We start from the raw sequence: 19,398 nt of genomic DNA on the forward strand, positions 1-19,398 counted from the left end.
CGACGCCGCGGCGAGCGGAAGGACCGCCGGGCCCGCGACGGCCACGCCCTCCGATGGCCTGATGTGATGCCGGGCGTGGCTTGATGTGACGTTCCTGCGGGTCCGGGCGCAGTAGAGGTCATGCAGAGTCCGCAACGGGAGGCGTACATCATGAGCGGCCCGAGTCTGGTCGAGTTGATCGCTGAGGCAGACGAGAGGGGTCTGGCGGCGAGTGGGCTCGCCTGCCTGGACCGGTGCGTGCCGCTCCTCGGCGGCGGCGACGAGGTGCTGCGGCCGCTCTGGCGGAGTCTCGCGGAGGACGGGGCCTGGGACACGGCCCTCGCCGAGGCGCGGGTGGAGCTGGGCGGCTCGGACGTCCTGGAGGAGTCCTCCGGGACGTTCACCGGGGTGTTCTCCCAGAAGTCCGCCGGGAGGTCGCCCGGAAACGAGGCCGTCGTCCTCGTGTACCGCATGCTCGGCGCCGCGCCCTCCGCGCGTTCCACCGCCGAACTGCGGGAGTGGGCCGACGCCTGCTCGGTCGCCGCGCTGCAGATCCACCGGCTGCTGGACACCGCGCCGGACGGCGGCCCCCGCTCGGCGTCCCTGCGGGCACGGCGCGCGGGACGCACGGAGGACATCTCACCGCTGGTCGCGGCCGAACTGCGGAGGCAGATCCGGATCCTGGAGCTCCTCGCCGACCGGAGCACGGGCGCGGGCGGACTGCGGCAGGCACTGGATGTGTCCACCGAGGGACGCCGGGTGCTGCGGGCGGTCGTTTCGCGGAGGGAGCGGGGGCGGGTGTAGGAGGGGGCGGCGCATCGTCTCTGGGGTCTGGCTGTTGCGAGAATTTCCCGCCGGCCTCCGCGCCCAACTGGGCGGATCGCGCGCGGGACCGGGACTTTCCTGCAGCTCCCGCCGGGTGGTGGCAGAGGGAAGGGCGGGACGGCCACGGCCGCCCCGCCCTTCCCTCTGCCTAGCGCCTAGCGCCGAGTGTTACGGCGTCAGCGTCTCGCCCAAGTGGGCCGCCGCCGGAGTGCCCAGCTGCGTACGGCCGTAGTACACGCCGCTCGTCGTCGAGACGCCCGACGCGCCGCTGTCCAGCTGGAGGATCGTGCCGTTGCCCTCGTCCTCGCCGTCCACGCCGATGGCGAGGTCCGCGCGGCCGTAGCCCGACAGGTCCGCCAGGAGCACCGACGAACCCAGGCGGTCCGCGGACTCCGTGGAGCCCGTGATGCCTTCCGTGTCCTGGGAGAAGGCCTGCGCGCCCGTGCCGGTCAGGCCCGACGACGTGCCCTTCAGGAGGAGCGACGTGCCCGCGTCCTTCTTGGCCGCACCGTCCCGCGTGATGTCCTCGTTCGGGGCGCCCGCCAGGACGTCCGCGTAACCGTCCTGGTTGAAGTCGCCCGCCGAGACCGACCAGCCCATCGCGTCGCCCGATTCGGCGGCGCCAGGGACCCCGGACGTGTCCTGGTGGACCGTCTTGAGGCCTGTGGTCGTGAAGCCTGTTGACGTGCCGGGGACGACCGTCACCTGGCCGCCCGCGAAGGCGCCCGACTCCGCCGTGTACGGCTGGCCGATGACCAGGTCGTCGTAGCCGTTGCCGTTCACGTCGCCGACGGCGACCGAGCGGCCGCCCTTGACCGAGAGGGAACCCACCCGGCTCAGGCCCGACTCGGTGCCCTTGAACCACTGGACCTTGCCGATTCCGGCCTGGTCGCGGTAGTTGAGGGCCACGTCCGCGTAGCCGTCGCGGTTGAAGTCGCCGGACGCGGCGTCGGCGTACGAGATGGCCGTGTCGCCCGACGTCAGGGTGCCGCCCACCTCGGTGCCCGCCTTGAAGCGTGCCGCCCACGTGCCGCCGGTGCCGGTGGACGCCGAGAAGACGTCCGCCTTGCCGTCGGCGTTGAAGTCGCCGACCGCCACGGCCGAGCCGAACTTGGCGCCCGGGTAGTGGAAGTCGTCCGCCAGCTGCATGTCCGTGCCGGAGTCGAAGGCGGGCCCGTAGAGGATCGTGACCGCGCCACGGTCCTTGTTCGTGGCGTCGTCCTCGCCGGGTGCGCCGATCGCCAGGTCCGCGTAGCCGTCGCCGTTGATGTCACCCCACGCCGTGGCCGCGGCCCAGTTGTCGCCCGCCTCGGAGGCGCCGGGGACGCCGGGGCTCGACTGGGTGAGGGTCTTCTTGGAACCGGCCACCGGGCCGTCGAGGCCGCCGGGGACGATCGTCAGGCTGCCGACGCCGCCCGACGCCTTGGGCGTGCCCGCCACCAGGTCCGTGATCCCGTCGCGGTTGAAGTCCGAGGTCGGGATGGCCGAGTTGCGGCCGGCGCTGGTCGCGTAGCGGCGGATCTCGCCGAGCTTGGAGTACAGGTTCTTGCCGGGGCAGGCGGTCGCGAAGCCGTCGCGGTGGCCCGAGATCGTGTTGAGCGAGGGCGTGTCGCCCTTCTTCCACACGCCGGTGTCGTCGGCTGCCGTCAGCGTGACCTTGCCCGACGGGTCGCCCTCGTACTGGCCCAGCTTCCAGGCCGCGACGCGGGAGACCGACTCCAGCGCGGCGCGGGTCGGCTTGCCCGCGGGCTTGTTCGTGGCGGGGTCGCCCTCGAAGTCACCGAGGACCGCGATGCCCGCGGACTCGCCGTTGAAGCCGTACGTGTGCGCGCCGCGCACCGGCAGATCGGTGCCGCCGCCGCGGCCCTCGAAGACCTGGCCGCACTTGTCCACGAGGAAGTTGTAGCCGAGGTCGTTCCAGCCCTCGGTCTTCACGTGGTACGTCATGATGCCGCGGACCAGGGACGCCGACTGGGCGCAGCTGTAGTCGTTCGTGCCGACCGTGTGGTGGACGAAGACCGCCTTGACCTTCTCTATGTACTCCGGCGGGTCCTTGACGAGGGACTCGTCGGCGCCCCAGGCGGCCCTGCTGATCACGGGCGGCTTGGTGACGGTCGACGGCGGAGCCGTCGGGACCGAAGGCTCCGGGTCGGGGGACGGCGAGCCCGTGGGGGCGGGGGACGTGGGCGGCTCGGTGCCGGGGTCCGAGGCGCTGGGGTCCGATGCGGGGTCCGATGCGGTGGGCTCGGGCGACGTCGGCTCCGGCGAGGCGGGGGCCTCCGAGGGCGAGGGCGTCTCGGTGGCGTCAGCCGCGTCAGCCGCGCCCACCGCGTCAGCCGCGCCCACCGTGTCAGCCGCATCGGCTGCGTCGGCCGCGAAGGCCGCCGGGGCCATCGCCGAGCCGTCGAGCGCCGGGTTGTTCGCCTCCTTGGACGTCACACCCGGGTCCACGAGGTTGACCTCGAGGCCCTTCGGCAGGGCGGCGCTCGTGCTGCCGTCCGCCGCGAGCACGCGGACCTCCACGCCGTCCGAGGGGCCGACCCACAGCGGCTCGGAAGCGGCCCGCATGCCCGCCTCGGCCTTCTCGGGCAGATGCAGCTCCAGGTCCAGGTTCTGCCAGCCGGTCCACTTGTCGCTCTCGATGGAGCGGGTGCGGACCTGGGCCGTGCCTTCGAGCTCCTTCGTCACGCCGGTCCACGAGACACCGAGCAGCGAGAACTGCTCGGTCGACGTGCGCGGCAGCTCCCTCTCCTTGGCGCCGTCGGCCTTGAGCGCGATGTCGTGCACGCTCACCGGGCGCTTGTCGCGCGAGACGTCGCCGGCCTGCTTCCCGTCCGAGGGATCGGCCATCGCGTACGTGACGGCCCCCGCGCCCCCCAGTACGACGGCCCCGATCGTCAGCCACGCCCTGCGCTTGAGACTCAGTGGCCTGTACGCGTGCGTGCTTCGCGCTGCTTCGCGCGGTTTGCGCGGGCTCAAATGCCCCACCCCTTAGCGGAATTGCTGGTTGAACCGGTTGACCAAAGCGAGTGCTTACGACTGTCCGACGGCTCAAACGGTTGTACGGGGGTGGGCGAAATGTGACGTGACGTATCCCGCACTCGCGGGGTGTGACGCGTGGACAGAAGATTGCGCTGGGTCAACTGACAGCTGTGAACGAAAAGTGCGGGTGGGGACTGTGGGGGCGATGGGTTCAGTGGTGAAGGAGAGACGCCGGTGGGGGCGGGGAGTCGCCTGCTGTCTCGTGCTGGGGGCGCTCGTGTCCTGCGGTGCGGAGGGCAAGGGGAGGGTGTTCGAGGGGCTGGTCGAGCGGACGCCGACGGAATCGCCGGCCCCGGCCGACGAGGTGCGCGGCGAGCGGCTCGGGCGGGAGGCCGTGGAGCTGCTCAAGAACGCCGAATCCGTGCGCATCGGGGTCGAGATGAACTCACCCAAGGGGCACCAGGAGGTCTCGGTGCACATGGACCGCAGGAGCAACTGCACGGGCACGTTCGACTCGGGGCCCATGCAGCAGGGCGAGTTGGTCATGGTCGGCGGCGGCTCGGTCTACGTCCGGTTCTCGGACGCGTCGCTGGACGCGATCCGCGATGCCGCCGTGGCGCGGGGCCCGCAGATCGCGGCCAGGGCGAGGGAACGGACGGCGCTCGCGCGCGGCAAGTACATGAAGATGCCGAAGGGGGCCGGGACTTCGGTCGCCGCGTCCCCGGCGAAGATGTGCGACCTCGACAAGGTGTTCGGCCGGCTGGGCAACGGCGCCGACACCGACATGAAAGGCGCCCGCGCCCTGCCGGAGATGCGGTGGCACGGGGAGAAGGTCACCCCGCTCGCCGGGACGGACGGCGGGCACGACATGACGGCCTATGTGGCGACGGGCGACAAGCCGTACATGGTCGGCATGGCGCAGACGCGGGGCGACGAGCAGATGGAGATGCGGATGTCCGACTACGACAAGCCGGTCACCGCGCACGCTCCTGACCCGTCCCTCGTCCTCGACCTGGAGGCGCTCGGCATGGATGTCGGCGGGGGCTCGCTGTTCGAGGTCTGACTCCCGTCCATACCCGTGATCCGTACCTGTGATCCGTACCTGTGACATTTCCGCGGGCCCTGGCGCAGCTCAGCGTGGGGGCACGGACACGGTGAGCTGTGTCGCGTCGGTTCGGATGGGAAAGCGTGGGTCGAGGAGGGGAACCCCGTCGCGTACGGGCGCGGGACGAGGAGCTCGGCGTCGCGGTCGCGCGGGCGCAGGAGGGCGACGAGACGGCCTTCGCGGTCGCGTACCGCCTGGTGCAGCCGGGGCTCGTCGGCTATCTGCGGGGTCTGGTCGGCCATGACGGCGAGGTCGCGGAGGACATCGCGGCCGAGGCCTGGCTGGAGATCGCCCGCGATCTGGGGCGGTTCCGCGGTGACGGCGCGGGCTTCCGTGGCTGGACGGCGACCATCGCGCGCCACCGGGCCCTCGACCATCTGCGGCGCCAGAAGGTCAGGCCGCGTCCGTCCGCCCTCGAACAGGACATGCTCGATCTGCCCGGGCCGCACAGCACGCCGGAGCAGGCGCTGGAGTCGATCTCCACGGGGGAGGCGCTCGCGCTGATCGCCGGGCTGCCGCGGGATCAGGCGGAGGCGGTGCTGCTGCGGGTCGTCGTCGGCCTGGACGCGTCCACGGCTGCGCGGGTGCTGGGGAAGCGGCCCGGGGCGGTGCGGACCGCCGCGTACCGGGGGCTTCGGCGGCTTGCCCGGCAGTTGGGCGGTTCGCGATGAGGGGGCGGTGGCCGGGGGCGGCCGCGAAGCCCCTCGCCACGATCCTCGCGCAGGCGATCCGTGCCGAGCGGGTCGACGCGGATGCGCAGCGCCACGCGGTCGCGGCGTTCCGTCTCGCCCGCACCAGGGTTGAACCTTCTCCGCCTACTCGCCCCCACGACGATTGGCGTGCCTGAGGGGGCGCCCCGTCAGGGGCGCGGGGAACTGCGCGACGGTGCCGAAGGCAAGGGGCCGGGGATCAGAGCCCCGGGGTGGGCGTGGCCGCGGAGTGGAAGTGTCGGGCCCCGCCAAGGTGAGCGGCCGGGGTCGCCACCCCCCACAGGAGAGACCCCGGCCGTCACGCGGACGGACCGCACGCGGCCCGTACTCCCTTCAGCGCCGTGGGTGCGTTTTCTGTCACACCGCGTTCTGTCACGCGCTAGTTGCACGTTGTACCAAACATGGACGCGGGCCCACTTAAGCCCGTAGCGTGCTGCTTCGCGCCAGGCTGCGGGGTCAGGACCGCAATCGGTGTAGGCGCATAGGGAGAAGTTGTGCTGGGGGACGACGCGGAACTGACCGCCGCGGTGCTTGCGGCGCAGGACGGGGACGAGACCGCGTTCCGGACTGTGTACCGCGCCGTGCACCCGCGGCTGCTGGGCTACGTGCGCACGCTGGTCGGAGACCCGGACGCGGAGGACGTCGCGTCCGAGGCCTGGCTGCAGATAGCCCGTGACCTCGACCGGTTCAGCGGCGACGCCGACCGGTTCCGCGGCTGGGCCGCGCGCATAGCGCGCAACCGCGCCCTGGACCACATACGCATGCGCGGCCGCCGCCCCGCGATAGGCGGCGACGAGACCGAGCTCACCGGAAAGCCCGGCGACGCGGACACCGCCGACGAGGCGATGGAGTCCCTCGCCACCGGCGACGCCCTCGCCCTGATAGCCCAGCTCCCGCAGGACCAGGCGGAAGCGGTCGTGCTCCGGGTCGTCGTCGGCCTCGACGCCAAGAGCGCGGCCCAGACCCTCGGCAAGCGCCCCGGCGCGGTCCGCACCGCCGCGCACCGTGGCCTGAAACGGCTCGCGGAACTCCTCGGCGCGGACGGCCCGCTGAACGAGGGCGCACTGGACGCCGTACCGCCTCAGAGGGAGCGGCGCGGGCGCGCGGTGACATCCGCCGGTGTGACGCATTCGCGTTCGCGGGCGCAGAAGGACATGTGATGGCCGACGAGGACTACAGGTGGCTGGACCGCGAAGCGGCGGAGCGTTTGCTGAGCGGTGAGCCCGTCGACGGCACCGACGATCACGCACGGGAACGGGCCGCGCAGCTGGCCAAGGCCCTGGCCTCGCTGGCTGCGGACGACCGCGCCGGCTCCGTCGTACCCGCCGACATCTCCTCCGAACTCCCTGGTGAGGCAGCCGCGCTCGCGGCGTTCCGGGAGGCCCGCGGCCCCAAGGCCCGAGCGGCTTCTACGCGCGTGGGAGCGGGCGAAACCGTACGTATCGGGCGCTCGGCCGAGCCCGCGCGCCCCGTGCGCTGGGCCGGCCCTCTGCGCTACGGACTCGCCGCCGTGCTCGCCGGGTGCATGATCGGCGGGGTCGCCGTCGCGGCCGGTACGGGCGTGCTGCCCTCGCCGTTCGGTGACCGGGAGCAGCCGGGCCCCGCGGCCTCCGCGTCGTCCGTCACCTCGCCCGAGCCGCTCGTGTCCCCGTCGGGCGGCGCGAGCAACACCCCGGACGTCGAGCCCGACGACGTGACCACCACCCCGGAGGACCCTGCGCACGACCCCGGCACCAGCGCGCCGCCGCCGCGGCGGACCGGTGGCTCCGACGGCGCGTCCAAGGGCACCGCGGGCACCACCGAGCCCGGATCCGGCGATCCGCAGCGCAAGGACGAGGCGAAGAACTGGTACCGCAAGGTGGTCTCCGCCTGCCGCGACTACCGCAGCGGAGAACTCCAGGGCGAGAAGAGGCGCCGCCTGGAGGAGGCCGCCAAGGGACCCCAGCGGGTGACCGAGTTCTGCGGTCGCGTCCTGGACGGATCGGGCAGCGACCGCGAGCACAACGGCGGTGGTGGCAACGGTGGCAACGGCGGCGGTGACGACGACGGCGACAAGGGCGGCGACGACGGCAACGGCAACGGCGACGGATCATCCGGCGGCGGCAACGACCACTGGGGCAACGGCGGCAGCAGCCCCGTCCCGCCGATCGTGGCGCCCTCGCACCCGCAGAACCCGCACCCGGCGCCCACGCCCGCCGTCTCCGCCTCGTACAGCGCCCAGCCCGTACTGCCCGGCTCCTGACCTGCGCCCGCCAGGCTTCTGCCCTGCTCCTGACCTGCTGAGAAACCCCGCTCGCTGCGGGTGTGACGTTTTTTGAAGCAGTGACGCAGTAAGAAGTGAGCCGACTGGTCATCGGCCCGCGCACGAGCCAGGGGTTCCCCCCGTACCTTTGGCTCAGTGCCACCAGCGTGGGCGGGATACGTTCCCCCGATCCCGCCCACGCTGATTAATCTCCCGTGGATCGATCTCCCGCGTCACTTGTAGACGACGACCTTGTCGCCCTTCTTGACCTGCGCGAACAGGCTCGCGATCTTCTTCTCGTCCCGCACGTTCACACAGCCGTGCGACGCGCCGTTGTAGCCGGTCGCCGCGAAGTCCGACGAGTAGTGCACGGCCTGGCCGCCGCTGAAGAACATCGCGTACGGCATGGCGGTGTCGAAGAGCGTCGAGACGTGGTGCCGGGACTTCCAGTAGACGGTGAACGTGCCGTCGCGGGTGGGCGTGTACTGCGAGCCGAAGCGCACGTCCATCGTCGAGACGGTCCTGCCGTCGATCATCCAGGTCAGCGTCCGGCTCTCCTTGCTGATGCACATGACCCGGCCGGTCAGGCAGCGCTTGTCGGGCTTCGACGCCGGAATGCCGCCCCCGGAGTAGAGCTCGTACTTCGTGGGCTTGCGGGTCATGCCGACCAGCTTCTGCCAGGTCACCGTGTCCGTCGTGCCCGTGCGGGGCAGTCCGCGCTTGGCCTGGAACCCCTTGACCGCGGAGGTCGTGGACGAGCCGTACGTGCCCGAGGGGTTCTCGAAGAACCAGGCGATCTGCCGGAGTCTGGCCTGCATCTCGCGCACCTGGTCGCCGCGCTGTCCCGGGGCGAGCAGGGTCTTGGGGGCCGGCGTGGGGACCGGCTTCGGGGTCGAGGTCCCCGCCGGCGCCCCGGACGGATCATCCGGGCCGCGCGAATCCCCCGAGCCGCCCGAGCCGCCCGAGCCGCCCGAATCCGTCTTCGTCGGGGAGATCCGGACCGGATGCGCCTTCCCGTCCGAGCCATCGGCCTGGGCCTTGCATCCGCCCACCAGGGCGACCGCGACCACGGCACCCACGGCTATCGCACCTGTGCGCACAATGCCCCCTGTCATCCCTCGACCGCTCGACAGACTCGCCGGAAGTGTTCCCCGCGAGTGACCACCCCTGAACGTTGCCCCATGCTGGAGGAGCACCGCTATACCGGAGAAGTAACGAAGGATCTCTGGCAGGAGGCACAGAGCGATGGCGCGTGAGTCGGAATCCGGACTGCCCTTCGAGCCCGTGTACGGCCCCGAGTCGCTCGACGGCTGGGATCCCGCGACGAAGCTGGGCGCCCCCGGCGCGTACCCCTTCACACGCGGCGTCTACCCGTCGATGTACACCGGCCGCCCCTGGACGATGCGCCAGTACGCGGGCTTCGGTACGGCCGTCGAGTCGAACGCCCGCTACAAGCAGCTGATCGCGAACGGCACGACGGGCCTCTCGGTCGCCTTCGACCTGCCCACGCAGATGGGCCACGACTCGGACGCCCCGATCGCCTCCGGCGAGGTCGGCAAGGTGGGCGTCGCGATCGACTCGATCGACGACATGCGGATCCTGTTCGGCGGCATCCCGCTGGACAAGGTCTCGACGTCGATGACGATCAACGCGCCGGCCGCGCTGCTGCTCCTGATGTACCAACTGGTCGGCGAGGAACAGGGAGTCGACGCGGGACAGCTGACGGGCACGATCCAGAACGACGTGCTGAAGGAGTACATCGCGCGCGGCACGTACATCTTCCCGCCCAAGCCGTCGCTGCGGCTGATCGCCGACATCTTCAAGTACTGCCGGGCCGAGATCCCCAGGTGGAACACCATCTCCATCTCCGGCTATCACATGGCCGAGGCGGGTGCGACGCCCGCGCAGGAGATCGCCTTCACCCTGGCCGACGGCATCGAGTACGTCCGCACGGCGGTCGCCGCGGGCATGGACGTGGACGACTTCGCGCCCCGCCTTTCCTTCTTCTTCGTGGCGCGTACGACGCTCCTGGAGGAGGTCGCCAAGTTCCGTGCCGCGCGCAGGATCTGGGCCCGCGTGATGCGCGAGGAGTTCGGCGCGAAGAACCCCAAGTCGCTGATGCTGCGTTTCCACACGCAGACGGCCGGGGTCCAACTGACCGCCCAGCAGCCCGAGGTGAACCTCGTCCGGGTCGCGGTCCAGGGCCTCGGCGCGGTGCTCGGCGGCACCCAGTCGCTGCACACGAACTCCTTCGACGAGGCGATCGCGCTGCCGACCGACAAGAGCGCGCGCCTGGCCCTGCGCACGCAGCAGGTCCTCGCGTACGAGACGGACGTGACCGCCACGGTCGACCCGTTCGCCGGGTCGTACGTCGTCGAGAAGATGACGGACGACATCGAGGCCGCGATCCTCGGGCTCATGGAGCGCGTCGAGGACATGGGCGGCGCGGTCGCCGCCATCGAGAACGGCTTCCAGAAGGGCGAGATCGAGCGCAGCGCCTACCGCATCGCCCAGGAGACCGACTCCGGCGAACGCGTCGTGGTCGGCGTCAACCGCTACCAGCTGGACGCGGAGGAGCCCTACGAACCCCTCCGCGTCGACCCCGCCATCGAGGCCCAGCAGGCGGCCCGCCTCGCGAAGCTGCGGGCGGAGCGGGACCAGGCCGCGGTGGACGCGGCGCTCGCGGAGCTCCAGGAGGCGGCGAAGGGGGAGGCCAACGTTCTCCACCCGATGAAGGACGCGCTGCGGGCGCGGGCAACGGTGGGCGAGGTGTGCGACGCGCTGCGGGAGGTGTGGGGGGCGTACGAGCCGACGGACGTGTTCTGACGCGCTTCGTCGTTCCTGACGTGGCCAGGTGTCCGATGTGCGGACACCTGATTCCTCATGTCGTACGCGCGTGCGAGACTCCCGCCCATGCTGGGTGTCACCGATCTTCCGACCTATCTCGCGGGCCTCGCCCTGATCATTCTGCTGCCGGGGCCGAACTCGCTGTACGTGCTCTCCGTCGCCGCGCGCCGCGGCGTACGCACCGGCTATACGGCAGCCGCGGGTGTCTGGTGCGGTGACACCGTCCTGATGACGCTGTCGGCGGCCGGTGTGGCCTCCCTGCTGCAGGCCAACGCCGTGCTGTTCGGAATCGTGAAGTACGCCGGTGCCGGGTACCTGACCTGGCTCGCGATCGGGATGCTGCGGGCGGCCCTGGCGCTGTGGCGTGAGCGGCGGCAGCCGGTGGCCGAGGCCGGCGCGGAGCCGCGGGAAGGTGCCGCGGCGGAGCGGCCGTTCCGCAGGGCCCTGGTGATCAGCCTGCTCAACCCGAAGGCGATCCTCTTCTTCATCGCCTTCTTCGTGCAGTTCGTCGACCCGGGATACGCCTATCCCGCGCTCTCCTTCCTCGTGCTGGGTGCCCTCGCCCAGGTGGCGAGCGTCCTCTATCTCACCGCCCTGATATTCAGCGGCACCAAGCTGTCGGCCGCCTTCCGCCGCCGCAAGCGGCTCTCGGCGGGAGCCACTTCGGCGGCGGGTGCGCTGTTCCTCGGGTTCGCGGCGAAGCTCTCGCTCGCCAGCGGCTGAGTACGGGTGCCGGGCGTAGTACTGCGAAGGCGCCTCAACGGCGCAGGTGCCTCAGTGGTGCCAGGCCGCCCCTCCGGCGTTGTGGATCATGCGCTGGAGCACCTTGAGGGTGCGGATGTACTCCTCCTCCGGGATGCCGTCGTGAATCTCCGCGCGAAGCTTCCGCTGGAGCACGCCGGTGTCGTCCCTGAGCGCGCGGCCCTCGTCGGTGATGCGGAGGCGGCCATCGGCGTCCTCGGTGAGCAGGCCGCAGTCGCGCAGGGCGCGGATGTCGTGGTGCAGGGAGCCGTCACCCACGTTCAGGTAGCCGCGCAGGGTGCCCACCACGGCCGCCTTCTCGCGGCCGTCCTCGGCGAGTACCTGGTTCAGGATCCACCACTGGGGCTGGGTGAGACCGGCCTGGGCAAGCCCGGTGCGGATGTGGTGGACGACGGCTTCGCCCGCCGCCGATGCCCAGTAGCCGATGGGCTGGGTGATGAGGTCTTCGTCGCTGTGGCTGTACGTGAAAGTGTCCATGCCCAGAAGGTAGAACCTCAAGTTTGATTGAGGTCAACTGTCTTGGTGTACTCCATCAGCCCCGTCGCATCCTCCCCCGCCCAGCCGACGTACCCGTCGGGCCGCACCAGGAAGAGCCCCTTGCCGTAGGGCGCGTAGCCGTCGATGTGATGTACGTGCACCAACTCCGCGTCCAGGAGCGGGAGTTCCGCGTCCGTGCCGACGGCGAGGAGCGTCCAGTGCGGGCCCCTGAACGCGTCGAAGAGCCGCCCCGTGCCGCACGGACCGTCCGGCGCGCGATCGCCCGCCCGCAGCGCCTCCTCCGGGAGGCCGTCCCGGGTCTCCACCGCCAGGGAGCTGTCCCGGTAGCCCAGGCCCAGTTGGCGGGTGGCTGCCCCGCGCCGCTCCTCGCCCCGGTGGATGCGGGTGGACAGGCCGAGCATCTGCGCGGCGACGGGCAGGCGCTCCGCCTCGTACGTGTCGAGGAGTTCCGCGGGCGCGCCGCCCCGCAGGACCGCGCCCAGCTTCCAGCCCAGGTTGTAGGCGTCCTGCACGCTGGTGTTCAGGCCCTGCCCGCCCGCCGGTGAGTGCACGTGCGCCGCGTCCCCGGCGAGGAACACGCGGCCCTCGCGGAACCGGTCCGCCATCGCCGCGCGCGGCCGGAAGTCGGAGGCCCAGCGCACCTCGGTCACCTCGTCGGCGGTGAGGTGCGTGCGGGCGGCGACGACCTCGCGTACGCCTTCGAGCGAGGTGTCGGGGGCGGTCCCGTCCGTGAACTGGGCCGTGAGCTGGAAGTCCGGCGTGCCCGCCAGCGGGCAGATGGCCAGGAAGCCCGCACCCTCGGCGGTGGGCGCGAACATGTGCCAGTTGTCCCGGTCCAGGGTGGGGATGCGAACGTCGGCGACCAGGACCGGGTTCGGGTCGACGATCCCCGAGCTCTCGGCTTCGCTCGAGCCGGGGAGGCCCCACCCGCCCGTCATGCCGATGCCGAGCGCCGCGCGCACCGCCGAACGCCCGCCGTCGGCCGCCACGGCGTACGCGGCGCGGACGGTCCGGCCGTCCGAGAGCCGGGCGGTGACGCCCTCACCGTCCTGCGTGAGGCCGGTCAGCGCGGCGCCGAACTCGATCTCACCGCCGCCGAGTTCGCGCAGGCGGGCGTAGAGGATCTCCTGCGTGCGCCACTGGGGGAGCATGAGCGGCCGGTCGTACGGGGCGTCCTCCGTCGGCTCCGTCTCGTCGGTCATCCGGTGCTCGCCCTGCCGCTCGCCGTCGCGCCAGATCATGCCGACCGGGTAGGTGCCGCCCGCCGCCTCGGCCGCCTCGATGATCCCGAGGTCGTCGAAGACCTCCTGGGTGCGGGGCTGGAGGCCCTTGCCGCGGGAGCCGGGGAAGAGGGCGTCGGCCCGCTCGACGAGCAGGGCGCGCACACCGCGCCGGGCGAGGTCGCAGGCCAGGGTCAGACCGGTGGGGCCCGCGCCCACGATGAGTACGTCCGTCGCGATGGCCCCGGACGCGGAGCTCTCGATGTTGTCCTTAACGCTGTTAAGTTCCATGTCCCAGAGCCTGCGCTTAACAGTGTTAAATTGTCAAGGTGGCTACGACACCCCTGGACCGCACCCGTGTGGCGCGCGCCGCCCTCAAGCTCCTGAACGAGACCGGCCTCGAAGGGCTCTCCCTGCGCGCCATCGCCAAGGAGCTGGACGTCAAGGCGCCCGCCCTGTACTGGCATTTCAAGGACAAGCAGGCGCTGCTCGACGAGATGGCGACGGAGATGCTGCGCCGCATGAGCGAGGAGCTCGCGGCGGACGCGCCGACCGGCGCCGAGTGGCCGGACGCCCTCTCCGCGGCGCTGCGGGGCCTGCGGCGGCACCTGCTGATGTACCGCGACGGCGCGAAGGTCTACAGCGGTACGCGCTTCACGGACATGTCGTACGCCGCCCCCATGGAGGCCCACCTGCGCATGCTCACCGGCGGCGGCTTCACACCGGGTGCGGCGGCCCGCGCCTGGCTCACGGGGTACAGCTACACGATCGGCTACGTGATCGAGGAGCAGTCCATGGGCCCCGACCCCGCGAAGGAGGGGGGCGGCTACGACCTGGCGGCGCGGGCCGATCGCCTCGCCGCGTACCCGCTCGCGGCGGCGGCGGGCGACGAGATGTTCCGTGACTACGACGCGGGGTTCGAGAAGGGCCTTGCCGCGGTGGTCGCCGGGATCGGGGCGACGATGCGGGACGCGCCGGGAGCCTAGTCTTGCCCCATGAACGAAGGCGAGACGTTGGAGCGGCTGGTCCAGGAACTGGTGGACGCGATGGGGGAGGCCGAGGTCGCCATGGGCGAGGCGATGGACATAGCCCGCGCGGTGTCGGCCGACGACTCCACCGACACCGCCAGGACCACCACCGAAGCCGGCGGAGCTACTTCCGAGCGGTCATGAGCCCGTTGCGGATCAGCGGCGTGAGCCGCTCCTCGACGAAACGGTTCAGCAGCCACGCGAGCAGCAGCATGGCCGCGATTGTGAGACCGAAGGTCGCGTAGGACGGGAGCCCGAGCTTTTGGTGCAGTACGCCCACCGTCACCCAGCCCAGGTGCTCGTGCACCAGGTAGAACGGGTACGTCAGGGCGCCCGCCACCGTCAGCCACTTCCAGTCGACCCGGTGCAGCGCGCCGAGCCCGATCAGGAGCACCGCCGCGAAGCCCGCCGTCACGACCGCGATGATGCCGAAGGACGTGCGGTAGGAGAAGAAGTCGGGGTTCGGCGCGTGCCACAGGCGCGAGACCGCGTAGTGCTGGCCGATCAGCCAGCTCACCCCCACGATGCCCCAGGCCGTGAGGTCCCTGCGGTCGCGGTGCAGGAGGTAGATGCCGATGCCGCCGACGAAGAAGGGCGCGTACTCGGGCATCAGGACGAGGTCGAGCAGCGGCTCGTTCGCGCCCTCCGCGACGACCGCGGCCAGCGTCCATACCGCGCAGAAAAGGATCACGCGGGCCCGGTTGGCGCCCGGCATCACCACGAAGAGCGCGAACAGCGCGTAGAAGCGCAGCTCCGCCCAGAGCGTCCAGCAGACGCCGAGGACGCGGTCCACGCCCAGCGGCTGCTGGAGCATGGTCAGATTCACCAGGGCGTCGCTGGGCGAGACCGCCTTGTACGCGACGACGGGCAGCGCGAAGACCGCCGTCACCAGGATGATCGCGGCCCAGTACGAGGGCAGCAGCCGCGAGGCGCGTGATGCGAAGAACGCGCGCAGCGGACGGCCCCAGCCGCTCATGCAGATCACGAAGCCGCTGATCACGAAGAAGATCTGCACGCCGAGGCAGCCGTAGGCGAACCAGCTGTGCGCGGTGGGGAACTGGACCTGCGGCGAGCTGCCCCATGCCTCGCTGATCTCGCCGTCCCGGCCGCCGTAGTGGTAGGCCGCCACCATCAGGGCCGCGATGAGCCGCAGCCCGTCGAGCGCCCTGAGGCGGGGCCGCGCACGCTTGGCGGCCGGGGCCGGTATCGAGCGCGTGAGGGCCTGAGCCCCCGAGTGCTGCGGGAGCGTGGTTCCGGGAGAGGTCATCCGAGTGCGGTCCGCTTGATGGAGCGCTGGACCGAGCGGGCGCGGCGCGCGACCCGGCGTACGGCCGCGTTGCGCGGGATGAACGCGAGCTGCGAGGGCAGCGCTCCGGGCAGGGCGAGGGCGGTGAGGCGGCGCCGCTTGAAGTAGCGCCAGGTGTGCGGGGTGAGGTGCGTCGAGAGATACCGTTCGGCGGCCGTGCGCCGGCGCGGGTAGATCTGCGGCTGCATGGCGAAGCCGACGGCGACGAGCAGCTCGCCCAGGTCGGCGACCGGCATGCCCGGCTGCCGCCCGGTGACCGCGCCCTTGTCGGCGAGGTCGGGGATCAGCGCGTCCACGATGGTGACCGGGACGCGGTTGCTGTTCTGGTAGGGCGCGAGCCTCTCCAGGAGGGTCTCCGTGCCGGTGCGGGCGACGGGCAGGCCGTACAGCGCGGACGCGGTGAGGAGCGCCGTCGAGAAGCAGCCGACGACGAGCGCGGGACGCATCCGCTGGTACAGGACCTCGGCGAGGACCGGCGAGTCCAGGACGGTCAGCTCCACGCCGATCGCCTCCGCCTCCTTCTCCAGGAGGCGCGACCAGCGGGCCGGGGCCGTCGGATGCGGCTTGAACACCACGCGCGTATGGCCGAGTTCGGCGGCGCCGCGCACCATGCGCACATGCAGCTCCTCCTCTTCCTCGGCGGTCAGGATGCCGAGGGCGGAGAGGTACTGGCCCAGGAGCAGGGCGGGCTCGGCGATGTCGGGGACGTCGGGGACGTCCGCGTCGGACTCGGCGAGGCGGTCGAGGACCTTCACGAACGCCTCGGTCGGCACGATCTCCGGCTCGACGCCGAACTCGGTCAGGAGCAGCGGGGTCAGGCCGGGCACGAGGTCCAGGTGCAGCAGCCTGCGGACCCGGGTGCCGACCAGCGGGTCGATCTTGTTGCGGGTCGGGCCGTAGCTCATCAGGCCGTCCGCGTAGACGTCCACGGGCGCGCCCGTGAAGATCTGCGTGAGGGCCAGGGCCGGGTTGACCTGGATCGACTCGACGGCCAGCTCGATGTCGTCGTCACCGAGGTCCCACAGGAGCCGGATGTACCGCTCCCACATCGGGATGTCGTCCGCCCGGGGGGCCCAACCGCCCGGGTGGAAGGGGGAGATGGCCTCGTTCCACGACCGTACGTCGTCGAAGCGGTCCCGCAGGCGTGCGAAACCCGGCATCTCGTCCACGGACGGCGTCGTCTCGGGCGTCGCCGCGTTGTTGCTGACGAGCAGCAGCCGCCGGTCGGCGGGACCGAAGCGGTCGGCGTCGATCGCCGCGGCCAGCGTCGCGGTGCCGTACAGCGTGGACGCGAGGAAGATCTGCGTCGTCGCCATTACGCGGCCACCTCCGCCGACACCGGTCGCCGGCGAAGACGGCGCAGGCGCGTCGCCCGCTGTATGTCCATGGAGTCGAGGGCGTCGTCGAGAACACCCTGCGGCATCCGCTTCAGGGCGGCCGCGCTCCGTGACTTCAATTTCCGCGCCACTTGTGGCTCGAACCTTTCGATGGATCCCAGATGGTGGGAAATGATCGCGCAGTAGGTGCGGACTGCTTTCGGCAGGAGTTTGTCCGCGTCCCGGTCCTCGGCAGTTTCACGGACCACCTGGTCGAATGCCCGGATGAAATCGAGCTGCCGTACGTCGCCGATCTGCGTCAGTGACGAGGCGACCCCGCGCCGGTAGAACACGCCGAGCAGACCCACCGCGGCGAAGGATTCCGCCTCGCGGTGCAGCCGCCAGATCCACGGCCGGTCCTCCGCGGTACGCAGGCCGTCCGTGAAGTGCAGCAGGCCCTGGTCGGCGAGGCGCCGGTGGTAGATGCCCGCCCAGGCGTAGGCGTAGTCGACGGACGTCGAACGGTCGGCGGGCAGGATGACGTCCCGCGGCGGCATGACGACACCGCGCCTGCCGTGCGGGACACGGTGGATGCTGCGGGCCCGAGCGGTGCACTGCACATGGTCGGTGCGCACGAAGTCGCAGCCCAACTGCTCTATGGCGGCCACGAGTTGTGCGTAATAACCGGGCGCGAGCCAGTCGTCACCGTCCAGGAAGGTGAGGTACTCGCCGCGCGCCGCGTCAAGGCCTGTGTTGCGGGCGGTCGCCAGACCGCCGTTCGTCTCATGTCTGAGATGGACGGCGCCGGGCAGCTCGCGCGCGGCACGCTCCAGGATCTCTGGAGTCTCGTCCTTCGAACAGTCGTCGACGAGAATGAATTCGAAGTCGTCGCGTGCGTTCGCTCGCAGACTCTTCAAGGTGTCGGGCGCGTATTGCTGCACGTTGTAGAACGGCACGATGACGGAGAGCTTAACCACGTGGGTGACGTTAGGTGTCGGCCCGGCATTCGTCTTGGCCGAAGGTGAGATGCCAGGTGAACGACGCATGGCGGAATGGTTAACCCGCCTGCCCGCCGGTGGATTCCCGGGCTGATTCGCCATTCGTCGGCATGCTGTTAACCGTTTGTTGCACCTGAGTTGGGCCGCCAATCGGAATGCCTTCCTAGCGTCTTGGCTGTGCCAGTAAGCAACAGCGGGACGACACGGATCACCGTGCTCGCCGACTCCGACACCCGGTGGAAATGGGGTGCGCTCACCGCGAGCCGCCTCGCCGGTGAGGGGGCGGATTCGGGTGAGGGAGCGGACACGCACCTCGATGGACGCCTCCTCCGGGGCCGGGCCACGCCCACCGTCCGTCAGCTCGAAGAGGTCGGAGTGCGCGCGGACTCGCTCCGCGAGGTCACCGCCGTGGAATTCCTGCGCGAGGTGGAGCGCGAGGCGCCCGACGTGATCGTGCTCGCCCTCGTGGGCGGCGCGGTCCAGGCGGTGCTGCACGGACTCGCCCGCATAGCGGAGGGCGCCGCGGGCAAGAAGCGGCCCGTCGTCGTCACCGGCTATGTCGGCGTCGTCTACGAGAAGCTCGCCGACGGCCTGCTGCTGAGGCACGGCGCGGACGTCGTCCTCGCCAACTCCCGGCAGGACGCGGAACGTTTCCGCGCCGTGTACGAGGGTGTCGGCGCCGACGCGTCGGGCGTCGTGGAGAGCGCGCTGCCGTTCCTCGGCGGAGCTTCCTACCTCGGAAAGGACCAGAAGCACGACCCGTACACGGTCGTCTTCGCCGCGCAGCCCTCCGTGCCGGACAGCCGCGCACACCGGACGTACCTGCTGCGCCGCATGGTCCAGCACGCCCGGATGCACCCGGACCGCGAGGTCCTGATCAAGCTGCGCAGCAAGCCCGGCGAACACACCACGCACATCGAGGAACTGCCCTACCAGAAGCTCGCCAAGGGCGAGGACCTGCCGCCCAACTGCCGCCTCGTGTACGGGAACATGGGCGAGGTCCTGGACCGCACGGACCTGCTCGTCACGATCAGCTCCACCGCCGCGCTCGAATCCCTGCACCGCCGCATCCCCACCGTGGTCCTCACCGACCTCGGGGTGCGCGAGGCGCTCGGCAACCACCACTTCATCGGCTCCGGATGCCTGGCGTCCTGGGACGAGATCGACGCCGGGCACAGCCCCGAGGCCGCTCCGGAGTGGGTCGCGCGGCAGGGCGTGGCACCCGACGGGACGTACGCCACGGCGTTCGACGCGGCACGTCAGCGCGTCGCGGACCTGCTCGCACAGCCCCAACTGCCGCCCATCGCCCCGTACTACAGCCTCACCACGGCCCCCGGATACCTCCCCGGCATCCTGGCCCGCCACCACCTCGGCCCGGACGGAGCCCCGCTCCCCGGCGCCCCCGCGGCGGACCGCGAGCCGGGCCCCGTGCGCCAGGCCGTGCGCAGCGCGGCCCGCGGCGCCTACCGGCACGGGGTGCAGCGCGTGGCCCCCGTCATCCGGCGGATGGGCGAGCTGTGATCCCCCCGCAAGGGCCCTCGCACGGCCCCCGACCTGCTCAAGGCCCTCTTCCTGGCCCT

The 19,398-nt window shown here is 71.3% G+C and carries 17 protein-coding genes; 10 read left to right on the plus strand and 7 right to left on the minus strand.

All coding sequences use genetic code 11. The features are described from left to right. The first annotated feature begins 150 nt into the window (after positions 1-150). Entirely contained in the window at positions 151-783 is a 633-nt protein-coding gene (locus tag AB0E78_RS27510; RefSeq protein WP_361837579.1) for a hypothetical protein, read from the plus strand. A 189-nt stretch (positions 784-972) separates the two neighbouring features. On the opposite strand, the gene AB0E78_RS27515 is transcribed toward AB0E78_RS27510, so the two are convergent. After that, positions 973-3,654, minus strand: a complete 2,682-nt coding sequence (locus AB0E78_RS27515) for an FG-GAP-like repeat-containing protein (protein WP_361837784.1) — start codon at positions 3,652-3,654, stop codon at positions 973-975. Positions 3,655-3,991: 337 nt separating this feature from the next. On the opposite strand from AB0E78_RS27515, the gene AB0E78_RS27520 reads away from it, so the two are divergent. The 4 genes from AB0E78_RS27520 to AB0E78_RS27535 all read left to right on the plus strand — a co-directional run bounded on the left by AB0E78_RS27520 (position 3,992) and on the right by AB0E78_RS27535 (position 7,843). Further along, positions 3,992-4,849 carry a hypothetical protein gene (locus AB0E78_RS27520; RefSeq protein ID WP_361837581.1) on the plus strand — a complete coding sequence of 286 codons (858 nt, stop codon included), beginning with the start codon at positions 3,992-3,994 and terminating at the stop codon, positions 4,847-4,849. 125 nt (positions 4,850-4,974) lie between these two features. After that, a complete protein-coding gene (locus AB0E78_RS27525; protein ID WP_361837583.1) occupies positions 4,975-5,562 on the plus strand; it encodes an RNA polymerase sigma factor in 588 nt (195 codons plus the stop codon). 533 nt (positions 5,563-6,095) lie between these two features. Further along, positions 6,096-6,761: an RNA polymerase sigma factor gene (locus AB0E78_RS27530; RefSeq protein ID WP_361837586.1), complete on the plus strand. Its 666-nt coding sequence runs from the start codon at positions 6,096-6,098 to the stop codon at positions 6,759-6,761. After that, a complete protein-coding gene (locus AB0E78_RS27535) occupies positions 6,761-7,843 on the plus strand; it encodes a hypothetical protein (protein ID WP_361837589.1) in 1,083 nt (360 codons plus the stop codon). The genes AB0E78_RS27530 and AB0E78_RS27535 overlap by 1 nt, the downstream gene beginning before the upstream one ends. Positions 7,844-8,076: 233 nt before the next feature. Here the strand turns inward: AB0E78_RS27535 and AB0E78_RS27540 are convergent, their stop codons facing one another. Beyond that, positions 8,077-8,922 (minus strand): L,D-transpeptidase family protein, encoded by an 846-nt coding sequence (locus AB0E78_RS27540; protein WP_361837592.1) that lies wholly within the window; start codon positions 8,920-8,922, stop codon positions 8,077-8,079. 166 nt (positions 8,923-9,088) lie between these two features. Here AB0E78_RS27540 and AB0E78_RS27545 point away from each other — a divergent pair, with 166 nt between their 5' ends. After that, positions 9,089-10,669, plus strand: a complete 1,581-nt coding sequence (locus AB0E78_RS27545) for a methylmalonyl-CoA mutase family protein (RefSeq protein WP_361837594.1) — start codon at positions 9,089-9,091, stop codon at positions 10,667-10,669. An 87-nt stretch (positions 10,670-10,756) separates the two neighbouring features. Continuing rightward, positions 10,757-11,413, plus strand: a complete 657-nt coding sequence (gene leuE / locus AB0E78_RS27550) for a leucine efflux protein LeuE (RefSeq protein ID WP_361837597.1) — start codon at positions 10,757-10,759, stop codon at positions 11,411-11,413. Between the two features lie 51 nt (positions 11,414-11,464). Here the strand turns inward: leuE and AB0E78_RS27555 are convergent, their stop codons facing one another. Both AB0E78_RS27555 and AB0E78_RS27560 read right to left on the minus strand, forming a co-directional pair. Continuing rightward, positions 11,465-11,929, minus strand: coding sequence for a MarR family winged helix-turn-helix transcriptional regulator (locus tag AB0E78_RS27555; protein ID WP_361837599.1), 465 nt, complete (start codon positions 11,927-11,929; stop codon positions 11,465-11,467). A 17-nt stretch (positions 11,930-11,946) separates the two neighbouring features. Next, positions 11,947-13,461: an FAD-dependent oxidoreductase gene (locus AB0E78_RS27560; RefSeq protein ID WP_361837602.1), complete on the minus strand. Its 1,515-nt coding sequence runs from the start codon at positions 13,459-13,461 to the stop codon at positions 11,947-11,949. Positions 13,462-13,499: 38 nt separating this feature from the next. On the opposite strand from AB0E78_RS27560, the gene AB0E78_RS27565 reads away from it, so the two are divergent. Together AB0E78_RS27565 and AB0E78_RS27570 are read left to right on the plus strand one after the other, a co-directional pair. Then, positions 13,500-14,156, plus strand: a complete 657-nt coding sequence (locus AB0E78_RS27565; RefSeq protein ID WP_361837605.1) for a TetR/AcrR family transcriptional regulator C-terminal domain-containing protein — start codon at positions 13,500-13,502, stop codon at positions 14,154-14,156. 9 nt (positions 14,157-14,165) lie between these two features. Beyond that, positions 14,166-14,342 carry a hypothetical protein gene (locus AB0E78_RS27570; RefSeq protein WP_361837608.1) on the plus strand — a complete coding sequence of 59 codons (177 nt, stop codon included), beginning with the start codon at positions 14,166-14,168 and terminating at the stop codon, positions 14,340-14,342. Here the strand turns inward: AB0E78_RS27570 and AB0E78_RS27575 are convergent. Genes AB0E78_RS27575 through AB0E78_RS27585 form a run of 3 tightly spaced genes read right to left on the minus strand, consistent with a single transcriptional unit; the run spans position 14,323 to position 17,797 of the window. Next, the gene (locus tag AB0E78_RS27575) at positions 14,323-15,465 is read right to left on the minus strand and encodes an acyltransferase (protein ID WP_361837611.1); all 1,143 of its coding nucleotides are present in this window, start codon (positions 15,463-15,465) and stop codon (positions 14,323-14,325) included. The genes AB0E78_RS27570 and AB0E78_RS27575 overlap by 20 nt on opposite strands. Beyond that, positions 15,462-16,820, minus strand: a complete 1,359-nt coding sequence (locus AB0E78_RS27580) for an alpha-2,8-polysialyltransferase family protein (protein WP_361837613.1) — start codon at positions 16,818-16,820, stop codon at positions 15,462-15,464. Before AB0E78_RS27580 ends, AB0E78_RS27575 begins: the two co-directional genes overlap by 4 nt. Further along, entirely contained in the window at positions 16,820-17,797 is a 978-nt protein-coding gene (locus AB0E78_RS27585; protein WP_361837616.1) for a glycosyltransferase family 2 protein, read from the minus strand. The genes AB0E78_RS27580 and AB0E78_RS27585 overlap by 1 nt, the downstream gene beginning before the upstream one ends. Before the next feature lie 198 nt (positions 17,798-17,995). Between AB0E78_RS27585 and AB0E78_RS27590 the strand changes: the two genes are divergently transcribed. Beyond that, entirely contained in the window at positions 17,996-19,339 is a 1,344-nt protein-coding gene (locus AB0E78_RS27590) for a DUF6716 putative glycosyltransferase (protein WP_361837619.1), read from the plus strand. The last annotated feature ends 59 nt before the right edge of the window (positions 19,340-19,398 follow it).

The sequence above is a fragment of the Streptomyces sp. NPDC032198 genome (genome assembly GCF_040636975.1).
Taxonomy (GTDB): domain Bacteria; phylum Actinomycetota; class Actinomycetes; order Streptomycetales; family Streptomycetaceae; genus Streptomyces.